The sequence below is a fragment of the Pseudovibrio sp. Ad5 genome (assembly GCF_001623095.1).
In the GTDB taxonomy this organism is placed as follows: Bacteria; Pseudomonadota; Alphaproteobacteria; order Rhizobiales; family Stappiaceae; genus Pseudovibrio.
In genome coordinates, this window is the sequence record NZ_LMCH01000061.1 from 1 (window position 1) to 12,207 (window position 12,207).

Sequence of the window (12,207 nt, forward strand, 5' to 3'; positions counted from 1 at the left end):
TTCTCAGCTGCAGCGCTGGCGGTCCGTGTGTTGTGCCCCATTGTTCACTCCTAATCTCATGATCATGAGCCAAAACACTCCCTTATTCAAATTAACCGATCTGTCCATAAGGCTTCGATGGGGAACAGTCGACACCAAACCAAAGATCAATCGACAGTATAGGGAGTGATGCATGCTCTTCACCTGCCTCGAATGCGTCGATGTCACCCCAGCGAGATGCACTAATGTCGTGAAATTTGATACGGTCTCGGGAGCCGCTGATAAAGGAGTGTATAGCGTGTGCGACAGAAGTCTTACCACTATTGTTTGCTCCAACGAAGATCGAGATTTCCCTATCAAGATTTATCTTTGCATCTGTCAGGCGGCGATAGTTTGTAAGTCTAATCTTGCTTAAGTGCATGGCTTGCTCGATCTCTGAAAATCAACATGCCACTTATACTCTAGCTTGTATATTAATTCCAGATACCCGTTCTGCACCCTTCAACATGGAAACGAATACTCGAATTCCGATCCCCAACGACGAGACGAACTACTTCTACCATAAGCTGAAGTCTTAGTTTGATTGGAGCTGGCCTAAGTTAGGTCAAATGTCCTCAATTGGTCACGTTGGGTAATACTAGATCGCGCATAAGAGCAACTGGAGAAGCCTTCGGGTGAAGGTATCTCAACCCATGATGGAAGCTATCGAAAGTCCAGCTTTAGCCCTATCAGAGTGAAACTTTATTTTTTTCGCATAAATCTCTGCCTTGTCTCTATGTCGCGCGCTATCGAGGTGCGCATAGTGTCGCCGCGTTGTCGATAAGTCAGAATGCCCTAAGATGTCCGCGATATCAGCCAGATCAACCCCACTCAAACGCAGATGAGATCCAACGGAGCGGCGCAAGTCATGGACTTGTAAGTCAGAAATACCAGCCTTCTTGCACATATCATTATATTCACCATAGAGAATATGCTCATTTACAACTGTGTTCCCCTTACCAAAAGAAACAAAACATAATCACAGCCTTTTACTGGAGGGATACCTCTCAGGTGATCGACTACTTCTTGGGCAAGTCGAAATGTCTTCTCCCCGGTCTTCGTTGGCTGTGACACCGCCCCCATCTCCAAGTCAAGCTGGTCCCAGCGCAGACTGAGCGTCTCTTCCTTTCTTCGGCCAGTCATCAGAAGATAACGCAGAGCATGGACACCTATGATCCAATGCCACCCACCGGACTGAACCTCTTCCAGCCCATTCCAATACTTGCTCAGCTCCTCTGAACTCATAAACCGTGTTCGCGGCTTACGAGGATTCCTCGTTATGTGGAGCCAAGGATTAGCAAACGAAAGAGGGAGCAAACCCTGGGAGATTGACCAGTTGATTATTACCTGGCTTGTGATCGCTGCAGTATTTGCTGCGATCGGGCCATGCTTCTCAAAAAGCAGCCCAAACTTCATGCGACACCTATCGACCGTCAACGCTGCCGGGCTTAAGTTGTGCCAGTCCTTAAACTTGTTTTTCCAATCAGATTTGTACTTTGCCAGGGTAGTGTCTGCGACCTCCCCCTCTCTGCGCTTGAAGCAAATCTGAGCAAGCTCATCCAGGGTCTCGATATGCAATAACCCTTCGCGCATAGCGTTTTTCATTTTGCGCGCCTTCTCACGCGCTTCATCTACACTGAGTTCTGGGAAATACCCTAGCGTCTCATGCAGGCGCTGACCTGCAACTTTGACGTAAACCGAAAAGGTTTTCTTTCTTTGCGCCAACTGTGACGAGCAGCCCCTCCTCTACGGAGTCGGAGAGCCGGATACGTTTGCCTTCATACTTAAAAATTTTGAGATATGAGTTGGTGAGCCGGGTTGCCATGGAGATGCCTTAAATCACCCCCCCTATATGAACACGAAAAATAAATCACACGCTAGTCACACAACCAATAAAACTTGCGGCATTTCGATATAGCTCGAAATTACCGCAAGCCATTGAAATTAAAAGAAGAGACAGCTCAGCCTAAACCCATCAAACAGCGCCGGGGTAATTCGGGCTTTCGCGTGTAATCGTGACATCGTGGGCGTGGCTTTCGCGAAGGGAGGCGCCGGAGATGCGGACGAAGGTTGCGCGGTCTTTGTACTCTGGCAGGTTCGGCGCACCGACATAGCCCATGGACGCACGGACACCGCCTGCGAGCTGGTGCAGAACGGAAGAGAGCGGGCCTTTGTAAGGCACCTGTCCTTCAATGCCTTCTGGAACCAGCTTCAGCTTATCAGAGACCTCTGCCTGGAAGTAACGATCTGCGGAACCACGTGCCATTGCACCTACAGAGCCCATACCACGATAGGCTTTGTAGGAACGCCCTTGATGCAGGTAAACCTCACCTGGGCTTTCTTCGGTACCAGCCAGTAGTGAACCCACCATGCAGGAGCCTGCACCTGCTGCGAATGCTTTTGCCATATCGCCGGAGAACTTGATGCCACCATCTGCAATGATTGGCACGTCAGCCTTAGCAGCCTCGGCTGCGCACTCAAGGATCGCTGTGAGCTGAGGAACGCCGACACCAGCAACAATGCGCGTTGTACAGATAGAACCCGGCCCGATACCCACCTTCACGGCATCTGCACCAGCTTCAATCAGCGCTTTTGTTGCAGCTGGAGTTGCTACGTTGCCAGCCACCAGCTCTACACTCGGGAAGCGCTTCTTGATTGCAGCTACCTGATCGATCACTGCTTGCGAATGGCCGTGCGCGGTATCCACAACCAGAAGGTCGACATCAGCCTCAATCAGGGCCTCAGCGCGGCGCATGCCATCTTCACCAACGCTGGTTGCAGCACCAGACAGAAGGCGTCCCTGCCCGTCCTTGGATGCATTCGGATTGAGCTGTGCCTTTTCCATGTCTTTTACAGTAATAAGACCAACACAATACTGGTTCTCATCAACCACCAAAAGCTTTTCGATACGGTGTTGGTGCAACAGACGCTTGGCTTCATCCTGACGAACATTGTCACGCACTGTGATCAGGTTGTCGCGGGTCATCAGTTCACAGACCAGCTGCTCAGGGTTTGAGGCAAAGCGTACGTCGCGGTTGGTCAGAATACCAACGAGGCGACCTGTAGCAGTACCGCCGCGACCACCGTTTTCAACCACTGGCACGCCGGAGATCTTGTGCGCCTCCATCAGATTGAGAGCGTCTTCCAGAGTTGCATCGGGACCAATCACCAATGGATTGACGACCATGCCACTCTCGAATTTCTTCACCTGACGGACTTCTTCGGCCTGACGTTCTGGTGTCATGTTCTTGTGGATGATGCCGAGGCCACCGGCCTGTGCCATAGCAATCGCCAGGCGTGCTTCTGTCACTGTGTCCATTGCGGAAGAGAGGATAGGCAAATACAAATGAAGATTGCGAGAGATTCGTGAGTGCAGTTCGACCTGCGCTGGCATGATCTCAGAATGCCCTGGGAGGAGCAGAACATCATCAAAAGTCAGCGCTTCGTGACCTGAAGATGGTTCGTAAAATGTAGGCATTGCCAAGTTCCCTTCGGATGAATATAGACCGCCCTGACCCACTCCCTGCTCAAGTGGATTTGACTGCAGAGTTGTCTGAAAAGATAGAGAAGTTGACGCGGGTCACTACCACGGCTTTTGCGATTTGAAAAGGGGCATTTATCAATTTCAGGCCGCGGATTGCATATTTGAGCCTCCCCCCATTGATTTTACTAAATTGCCTGTATCGCCTATGAGTGTTGGTAGACCGAGTTCCTTTAGGGTCAGCTTTCGAGAATAGACACCTTCAGGGATACCCAGAGGCCTCAACGGACACCCCTGAGTGATTTCAGACCGGAAAGCTCCGAGTATGCCGCACCGCCTCCGCATGACGACTGTGATCGTTGGCATGACGCTTTTGCTGGTGCAGCTGGACGCTACAGTGCTTGGGGTTGCGATCCCCACTATCGCCCGTGACCTAAAAATCAATCCACTTACATTGCATATGACCATATCGCTCTATCAGCTCACATTAGCGGTATTTATTCCCATTTCTGGATGGGCAGCTGACCGGTTCGGTTCAAAACGATTGTTTGTTGGTGCAGCGCTCCTGTTTATGAGCATGTCAGTGGCTTGCGCTCTTTCCAGTAATCTGACCCATCTTTTGATTGCTCGTGCAATTCAGGGGTTTGCCGGAGCCTTTCTAATGCCGATTGGACGTCTGACAGTCATCCGCATGGCAGGCACGAAGATCCTTGTGCAAGCGATGGTTTGGGTCGTCACGCCCGCTGCATTCGGGATTGCCTTTGGTCCCTTTCTGGGCGGCATTATTGTCCACTATCTCAATTGGCGCTGGATTTTTTTGATCAATGTGCCGGTTTGCGTTGCCGTTGGCGCTATGAGCAGCTTTTACTTTCGCAATTACAGACGGAAGAACAAGGTGCCCTTCGATTTTCCGGGGTTCATTTTGCTAGGGAGTACTGCCGCATCGCTCCTGGCTGGGATTGCTAATCTTACGAAGATCACGGCCGATGCATTTATTCCCTTTGGCCTTTTTGCAGCAAGTTTATCATTCGGCCTGGTTTTTATATGGCATGCACGGCGCGCACGCCATCCAGTGATTGACCTGAAGCTCTTCGCAAATCTCAGCTATCGTGTCTCGACCTACGCAGCTGTCCCTTTGCGCATCGGCGTCGCTTCCTTTGCGTTTGTCATGCCGCTCATGCTGCAAATTCCAATGGGTCTTGATAGTCTGACAACAGGACTCCTTATGGGCGCCGCAGCCATTGGAGCCCTGCTTTCACGCGTGGTCGCTCACCGATTGATCAAAACATTCGGCTTTCGCGGCGTCCTGCTGCCCTGCACCATTGTTCTTTCCGTTTTAACGCTGGCTGTGGGCTTTGTGTGGCTTACCAAGTCACTTGCAGCAGTCGCGCTCCTCATCCTGCTCACAGGCCTTACACGAAGCCTTGTATTCACATCAGCCAACACAGCAAGCTATGCGGATCTGACCAGGTGTCTTGTTAATCAGGGTGTGAGCTTTGCAGGACTGGTTCAGCAACTTTCTATTTCACTGGCGGTTGGCTTTGCTGCTGCCGTTTTGCATGTTCGGCAGAACATCACAGAAGAGCCCATGCTCACCGGGCCTGACTTTATCTGGCTCTCCGTTTGCACTGGTTTATTTGCCTTGCTGCCCGTGCTGTTTTTCTGGTTTCTTCCCGTTAATCTTGGAAAGAACAAAGTGGATGAGCAAGTACACTTACATCAATAAAAAAAGGCTGGTCGAAACCAGCCTTTCTGAACATTATTTGGAACCTCTGTAGCCCTTGGCGAGAATAAACATCTCAGGGCTGCCTTTGCGGCTCGCTGGCGGCTTGATATGCACCACAGACTTAAATTCCTTCTTCAGATCCTGAAGCAACTTTGCCTCAGCCCCACCGGCAAACACCTTTGAGAGGAATGCACCACCTTCATTCAGGTTCTGACGCGCAAAATCGATTGCGATCTCGAACAAATAAGTCGTGCGCAGGTGATCTGTTTGGCGATGGCCTGTCGTTGGCGCTGCCATGTCAGACATCACCAGATCTGGGCGATGCCCGCCGAGCGCTTTCATCAGTTCATCAGGAGCATCATCATCCAGAAAGTCTTTTTGAAGGATCACAACGCCTGGGATCGGTTCAACTTCGAGATAATCAATCCCAACCACCAATGGCTCATCATCCATTGAGCCAACGATCGGCGCCGTCAGCTGCGACCAGCCGCCTGGAGCACACCCCAAATCGACCACACGCATACCCGGCTTCAAGATTTCATGCTTCTCGTTGATCTCGATCAGCTTGTAGGCCGCCCTAGAGCGATAGCCATCGACCTTGGCACGGCGGACGTACGGATCATTCAGCTGGCGTTGCAGCCAGAGTGTTGAGGAGTTGGACCGTTTACGCGCAGTTTTCACGCGCTGAAACATGCCCCGATCACCTGATCCACGACCACTAGAGTTGCCGCTCATCTGTTATATTCCTTTCTAGGGGTGCGCCGGCGCTTATGGTTGGAGTTGCTCCAGACTTTGTCTGCAGCCATCATCTCCATCAAAATACCTTCCCGCAGTCCTCTGTCAGCCACACGTAAACGCTGACAAGGCCATCTGCGGCGTATTCCTTCCAAAATTGCGCAACCTGCTAGCACCAAATCGGCTCGGTCCTCACCAATACAAGGGTTTTCCACCCGTTCTTGATAGGACATATTCAAAAGCTGGTTAATCATGGCTGAAACATCTTCCTGTTCCATCCATGCTCCATCAACGCGGCGGCGATCATAGCGTTTAAGGCCCAAGTGGACCCCGGCCAATGTAGTCACCGTCCCGGATGTTCCCAGCATATGGACATTTCCGCGCTCTATAGCACGGGAGAGTTCATTGCCAAGAGGGAAATTCTCCAATCTCTGCGAGACATCACCAACCATAGCTTCAAAAACATCTGGTGTGACGTGCACACCTCCGTGACTTTCCGCCAGATTTACAACGCCCAGAGGCAGAGACGTCCATGTTCGGACAAAGCGCGTCAGTGCATACCCGCGCGCACCATATCTGTTGCGCAGATCGAGCCAGACAATCTCAGAGGATCCGCCTCCAATATCGAAAAGCAGAACACCATCAGCCTCAGGATCGACCAGAGAAACGCACCCAGCAACAGCTAAGCGTGCTTCAGTCTCCTGACTGACGATCTCAAGCTCCAGCCCCGCTTCTTTCTTGGCACGGCTGACAAACTCCTCGCCATTTTCAGCTGCCCGGCAGGCTTCGGTTGCAATGAGCCGTGCCCGCTGAACGCCGCGCTCGGAAATCTTTTGCTGACAAACCTGCAAGGCCTCAATGGCTCGAGAAATGGCGTCATCGGAGAGTTTCCGGTTACGCCCGACACCCTCCCCCAAGCGTACAATCTTGGAGTAGGCATCGACAACGCGAAACCCGCGCTGCTCTGGTCTGGCAATCAACAAACGACAATTGTTGGTGCCTAGATCCAAAGCTGCATAAAGTTCCTGAGACCCTGCCGCCTGATGCCTGTGGCGCGAAGGAAAACGATGCGTCCCATCACCACGCGTATCCGCATGATGATGGCGTCGGTTTGCATCACTTTCGCGAGATCTGTAGCCTTGAGAAGGACGCGGAGATTGTTGCTCTACAGGCCCTGACTGTCTGGCCTGCGCTGACCCATGCGTTTTGGCCTCCTCCTTAGGTGCAGGAGCAGGTTGTATAACTTCTACTGATGTGCCGCCCGGATCAATATTGACAACGGGCGCATGTAGTTTCTGGTTTAGGAGCGCACGTCTTTCTGCCCGATTAGGCTTTGCGCGACGTGCTTTCCTCTGCCGCTTGGCGCCTTCAGGACGAGAACTACCGGCCTCTTCCGCAATCCCAGCAGAATGACCAGCTTCAGCGCGGTGCAAAGACGCATTTTTGGCGTCACCACCCTGGCGCTTTCTATGGCGTTGCTTCCGTCTGCCCTTTTTCGAGCTTCCCGGGACGCCGGGCGTTCTCGCTCCATCCGAAGAGGACCGCTCACCCGTTTTCTTCAAGTGCTATGCCTTTGTGCAGTCCTTGAGGCATCTAAATGCGATCTGGACTGAAGTCATTTTAAGTTGGCAACATTGTAACAGTTTCATGGCAAACAGCAATCGCCCCATTTGAATGGTACAGTCCTAAATTTAAACGAATTCTCTCAAATTGCAGGAAACTCCAGAGGCTTACAGATCGGCTCGCCGGTGGTCGGAGTTGATACAGCTGTGCCATAGCCAGAGCACATTTGCGCAGAAACACTCAGAGCCATGCCCTTATTCACAAGAGAAGGGCATGAAATCCGCTTAGCCCACTGATTTTGTTAAAACTCACGAGAACCAAGTTGACAAGGTCCGGTCCGAACACTAAAAGCCCTCTCACCGACGAATTGAACGACTTGCTTCACTTTGTTGGTTGGCAGTAGCTAACGTACTGTTATTGCTGGGGATTAGTTTAATGGTAGAACAGCGGACTCTGACTCCGTCGGTCCTGGTTCGAGTCCAGGATCCCCAGCCAATTACTCACGTATCAAAAGCTTCAACTGCCAGGTAGGGAACACTTCCCTCCTGTTCTGCTGGGGATTAGTTTAATGGTAGAACAGCGGACTCTGACTCCGTCGGTCCTGGTTCGAGTCCAGGATCCCCAGCCATTTTCTTCCATACATCATATCTAAACAGATTGCCTGGGCGGCTCTCATATTCCGCTAATTGACGGCTTTGTGTCCCTCAAGAACACTGCTTGCGTCTTCAACGCTTGCAGAGGCCCTGTCATGCCCTTTTCTCCCAAACGGATTGCCGTTTTTGGTGCCAGTGGCGCGATTGGCTCTGCTTTTGTCAATGAATGCATTGATCGCTATCACACGGCGACTGTGTTTTGTTTTGCCCGTTCTTTAGAGCGCATGCCAGTCCATGAGCGTGTTGAAAGTCGGGCTTTCTCATTGGAGGATCCAGAAGGGCTCAATGCCAGTGCAGATGCGATTAAAGCAGCTGGTGGGCTGGATCTGATTTTCGTGGCGACGGGGCAGCTCCACAGCGCAACCACGAAACCAGAAAAAACTATCCGGGCCCTCACCCACGCCGGAATGGGGGAAACGTTTTGTACGAACACGATCTTACCAGCGATGATCATGAAGTACTTTCTACCGCTGTTACCCAAGCACAAGAAGGCTGTTTTTGCAACCATTTCAGCACGAGTTGGCAGCATTTCTGATAATTATCTGGGGGGATGGTATTCGTACCGGGCCTCAAAAGCAGCCCTTAACATGCTCATCAGGTGCGCTGCGATTGAGATGCAGCGCACGCATCAAAGCTCTATCATTATTGGCCTGCATCCGGGAACAGTGGACAGCTCCCTTTCAAAACCGTTTCAACGCGGCATTCAAGAAAGCCTGTTGATGCAGCCAAAGCAGTCCGCGGCAATGTTACTGGATGTGATCAGTAAGGTAGATCAATCCCAAACCGGCAAATGCCTAGCCTATGACGGGACTGAAATCTCACCCTGAGCAGTCATTAAGCGCCGACAGAGGCTTTCAGAACGTACTGTTCAAAAACATCGCGGCTTTGCGTCAGAAGTGCTTCACACCACTCTTGTGTATCAACAAAGAGCGCATCCTTGAGCTCCTGCCTGATTTCAGCGGCCAACTCTGGGGCGACAGTGTCCCGATTGCGTTTCAGCCAGTTGTCTCGGCGATGAGCGTCCAGCACTTGTTCAAATGGGACTGTGCCAAACTCCAGGATCAGCTTGGTTGGTGGGACCTCCAGATCCAAACTGTCCAAAGTATCACACATGAAACCACCGATGAGGCTCCACTCCGCCTCTTCACCCGGCTTTGAACTGAGGTCCATCACCTCACAGAAACCGCAGGGGCCAACACCAGTGTGCAGATCAATGATCGTTGCACGCTTTGCACCTTGTCCATAACAGACAATGACCTGCTTTAGGGTTTTGGTGGACCAGGAGGTTTCCTCCCCACCATAGAACAGACCCATTGGGACCGTGTACTGCCCCTTCAGCACTTTTTGCGTCAGAGCGCCAGCCCCGTTCTTTTCCGTATAAGCTTTGATTGCGGCATTGGCAGCCTGCCACTCCTCGCCCGTGATCTGCGGCGCACAAATGGCGGTGTGCAGCTCCTCATAGTCCGGGTTTTGAGGGAGGTCTCCATCAAAGCTAATGGAGTTGCGGTTGTTGTCGACGTTGTTCTCATCTGTTCGTGTAAAGATCGCGCAGCCAGCAGGATTAACTGCATGCACCCAGACTACTTTTGTATTGTCTGGCAGCTGCTCCAGATAGCGCTGCATCAAGTCCAGCTGAATTCCAGAGCCCGCTGTGAGTTCTGTTCCATGCACGCCGGAAGTGATGAACACCACATGCTCACTGTCTGGCTTGCCTTGCAAAGCAACAGCCATCTGCACAGGTCCCTCTTCACTCTTGAAGGTTGGGTGCGGGATGATCTCTGTCTCAAATCCAAGTCGACTGGCCAGGTCCATGAAACGCTGTTGAGCTTGGAAATAGTCCTCAGAGAAAATGGGATTTGCAGGCATTGTGTACTCTTCAAATAACGGGATGAAGCTGTGATATATCGGCGGTTACATTACACACCTAATTGACCCGGAAAGAATAATCTAGTCTGTTGTTCCTTATCTCTTTTTTCTCGCATCACATGCAAGTTTTCAATCAATTGCGATGATGCGTCTTCATATCAGGCTGCCGCTGCGCACCCATAGAGTTAGCAGCGATCAGCTTCCCGGGAGCGAATAATGAAAAGAAAACTGATACTAGATGTGGACACGGGCACGGATGATGCTGTTGCCATTATGCTGGCTGCTTTGCATGAAGATCTTGACCTGATTGGCGTAACCACTGTGAACGGGAATGCTGAGCTGCATTATTGCACAGATAATTCCTTGCGTGTTCTCGACTATATCGGCAAGCCTGAGATTCCGGTTTACGCTGGTTGTCACAAGCCTCTGGTACGAAATGACTTTCCAACTCCCCGCACCAAAAACGATCTGACCGAGAAGATCCACGGCAAGCATCTTCCTCTGCCGGAAACTGCTTTAAAAGCACAAAAGCAGCATGCTGTTGAGTATCTGGTAGAAACCTACCGCAGTGCGACTGATCCAATCACGCTGGTTCCGGTTGCGCCACTCACCAACATTGCCGCAGCGCTGGCTGTTGAGCCGAAGTTGGTGGACCTCATTCCTGAAGTCGTGATCATGGGTGGTGGTCATGATGTTGGTAATGTGACCCCTGCTGCGGAATTCAACATCTGGGCTGACCCTGAAGCTGCTTATGCAGTCTTTAATGCTGGCTTTGAAAAGCTGACCATGGTGCCGCTGGATGCAACACACAAAGCGCTGGTGACAGCAACGCAATGTCGTCAGTTTGATGAGCTGGGCACGCCTGCTGGTAAGGCAATGGCCGCTTGTACAGGCCATCGCATTGGCATTCACGACAAGATCCAGAAGATGGATGTTGAGCACAGCGCACCGGTGCATGATGCGCTTTGTATCGCGCACCTCATTCAGCCAGACGTGATTACGCTGGAAGAGTTCCCGGTCGACATTGAAACACAGGGTGCACTGACTGTTGGGCGTACGATTGTTGACAAGAACCACCGCGGCACCAAACAAGCCAATTGCAAAGTGGCCCTTGACGCGAATGCGGCACTCTTCGTCGACATCATGATGAAGACGTTCGCCAGCAATAAGTAAAATTAGAAAGCGCCGAGAGCATCAGGCTGTCGGCGCTTTTAAGCACCTTACTTTGTGAATGCCATCTGATTGGCATTGCCGAGCATCCAGCGCGACCCGAACTTATCAATTGCAACGCAGCTTGCAGATGCTTCAGATCCGAACATCAGGCATTTCACTTTGACTGCGGTCGCCAATTGACGCCGCAAAGAGTAATGATTTTCCGCAGGCCACATCAGACCAACGCGAATAATCCCATGTTGGTGATAGATATTGAGCTGGCGTTTATCGACAACTTCCGCTCGTCCGCTCACTTCTGTCAATTGCTGTATGCCCAAGGCATTACCGAGTGAGACTGATATCAGCATTGTCGACAGACCTGTCAGTATCACCGTCAAAAACTTAAGTGAGCGCATCATTTCTCTCCGTGGTCGCACCTTTAATTCCATTAGGGAAAATCAAAGCATACCACGATCAAGGCGCACTCAATGCGCCTTATTACATTTCTGTGACAATTGAGGGGTATTGTAAACTTCAGTGATCTGATGCTGTGCAATCAAATGGCTCATACCTTCAATTTTATCGTTTGGTTTTGAGGGGAAATCAGATCTTTGGACTATAATTCGCTCTGCAATTTGCATCTGAAAGGCTGGATATAGATTAGATGCTTCGTTCTAGTGTTCATCAACTGTTTGACGAGCTGGTCTCCTGCGAGCAATTTCTTGATAATTGCGGAGAGCTTATGTGGCGCGACAAGCTTCGCCAGACCCGTGTCGTTGACGCCGCCGGCAATGAAGCGCTCGATCTGGATTTGCTGCTCTCCTACTTTTCTCAAAGTGAAGCGTTCTTTGAGTTGGAGCTGTCGCAAGATCTCGGCCACCGTGTGAGTGAGACGACTGAGCCGGGCGCAAACTCCCACCTGGTCACACTGCGGCTGGATATCTTTTATCTTGCGCAGAAGTGCCGAGACGAAGGCAATGCAAGCATTGTGATCATCTCGGCTTGTCCTTAAC

At 51.3% G+C, this 12,207-nt stretch carries 12 protein-coding genes and 2 tRNA genes; 6 read left to right on the forward strand and 8 right to left on the reverse strand.

The features are described 5' to 3' along the window. Positions 1 to 91: 91 nt before the first annotated feature. From PsAD5_RS28865 to guaB, 4 genes are all read right to left on the reverse strand, one after another. Complete coding sequence (locus tag PsAD5_RS28865; RefSeq protein ID WP_063293103.1) at positions 92 to 400, reverse strand: AAA family ATPase; 309 nt, start codon at positions 398 to 400, stop codon at positions 92 to 94. A gap of 264 nt (positions 401 to 664) precedes the next feature. After that, a complete protein-coding gene (locus PsAD5_RS28870) occupies positions 665 to 925 on the reverse strand; it encodes a tyrosine-type recombinase/integrase (protein WP_063293104.1) in 261 nt (86 codons plus the stop codon). Positions 926 to 957: 32 nt separating this feature from the next. Continuing rightward, entirely contained in the window at positions 958 to 1,743 is a 786-nt protein-coding gene (locus tag PsAD5_RS18030; RefSeq protein ID WP_063293105.1) for an integrase family protein, read from the reverse strand. A 250-nt stretch (positions 1,744 to 1,993) separates the two neighbouring features. Continuing rightward, positions 1,994 to 3,496, reverse strand: a complete 1,503-nt coding sequence (guaB, locus tag PsAD5_RS18035; protein WP_063288388.1) for an IMP dehydrogenase — start codon at positions 3,494 to 3,496, stop codon at positions 1,994 to 1,996. Between the two features lie 328 nt (positions 3,497 to 3,824). On the opposite strand from guaB, the gene PsAD5_RS18040 reads away from it, so the two are divergent. Next, positions 3,825 to 5,225, forward strand: a complete 1,401-nt coding sequence (locus tag PsAD5_RS18040; protein WP_063293106.1) for an MFS transporter — start codon at positions 3,825 to 3,827, stop codon at positions 5,223 to 5,225. A gap of 33 nt (positions 5,226 to 5,258) precedes the next feature. Here PsAD5_RS18040 and PsAD5_RS18045 read toward each other — a convergent pair whose 3' ends face one another. Both PsAD5_RS18045 and PsAD5_RS18050 read right to left on the reverse strand, forming a co-directional pair. Next, on the reverse strand, positions 5,259 to 5,960 hold the full coding sequence (locus tag PsAD5_RS18045) for an RlmE family RNA methyltransferase (RefSeq protein WP_057466074.1): 702 nt from the start codon (positions 5,958 to 5,960) through the stop codon (positions 5,259 to 5,261). Then, positions 5,957 to 7,393 carry a Ppx/GppA phosphatase family protein gene (locus PsAD5_RS18050; protein WP_063288386.1) on the reverse strand — a complete coding sequence of 479 codons (1,437 nt, stop codon included), beginning with the start codon at positions 7,391 to 7,393 and terminating at the stop codon, positions 5,957 to 5,959. Before PsAD5_RS18050 ends, PsAD5_RS18045 begins: the two co-directional genes overlap by 4 nt. A 551-nt stretch (positions 7,394 to 7,944) precedes the next feature. Here PsAD5_RS18050 and PsAD5_RS18055 point away from each other — a divergent pair. From PsAD5_RS18055 to PsAD5_RS18065, 3 genes are all read left to right on the forward strand, one after another. Next, a tRNA-Gln gene (locus PsAD5_RS18055) sits at positions 7,945 to 8,018 on the forward strand. 59 nt (positions 8,019 to 8,077) lie between these two features. After that, positions 8,078 to 8,151, forward strand: a tRNA-Gln gene (locus PsAD5_RS18060). 120 nt (positions 8,152 to 8,271) lie between these two features. Next, positions 8,272 to 9,003 (forward strand): SDR family NAD(P)-dependent oxidoreductase, encoded by a 732-nt coding sequence (locus PsAD5_RS18065; protein ID WP_063293107.1) that lies wholly within the window; start codon positions 8,272 to 8,274, stop codon positions 9,001 to 9,003. Positions 9,004 to 9,010: 7 nt separating this feature from the next. Here PsAD5_RS18065 and PsAD5_RS18070 read toward each other — a convergent pair whose 3' ends face one another. Further along, positions 9,011 to 10,042: a DUF2817 domain-containing protein gene (locus tag PsAD5_RS18070; RefSeq protein ID WP_084404418.1), complete on the reverse strand. Its 1,032-nt coding sequence runs from the start codon at positions 10,040 to 10,042 to the stop codon at positions 9,011 to 9,013. Positions 10,043 to 10,258: 216 nt separating this feature from the next. Here PsAD5_RS18070 and PsAD5_RS18075 point away from each other — a divergent pair, with 216 nt between their 5' ends. Then, on the forward strand, positions 10,259 to 11,215 hold the full coding sequence (locus tag PsAD5_RS18075; RefSeq protein ID WP_063293108.1) for a nucleoside hydrolase: 957 nt from the start codon (positions 10,259 to 10,261) through the stop codon (positions 11,213 to 11,215). A 47-nt stretch (positions 11,216 to 11,262) separates the two neighbouring features. Here the strand turns inward: PsAD5_RS18075 and PsAD5_RS18080 are convergent, their stop codons facing one another. Then, positions 11,263 to 11,610, reverse strand: coding sequence for a hypothetical protein (locus PsAD5_RS18080; protein ID WP_063288383.1), 348 nt, complete (start codon positions 11,608 to 11,610; stop codon positions 11,263 to 11,265). 248 nt (positions 11,611 to 11,858) lie between these two features. Here PsAD5_RS18080 and PsAD5_RS18085 point away from each other — a divergent pair, with 248 nt between their 5' ends. After that, positions 11,859 to 12,206, forward strand: coding sequence for a hypothetical protein (locus PsAD5_RS18085; RefSeq protein WP_057466069.1), 348 nt, complete (start codon positions 11,859 to 11,861; stop codon positions 12,204 to 12,206). Position 12,207: the final 1 nt, after the last annotated feature.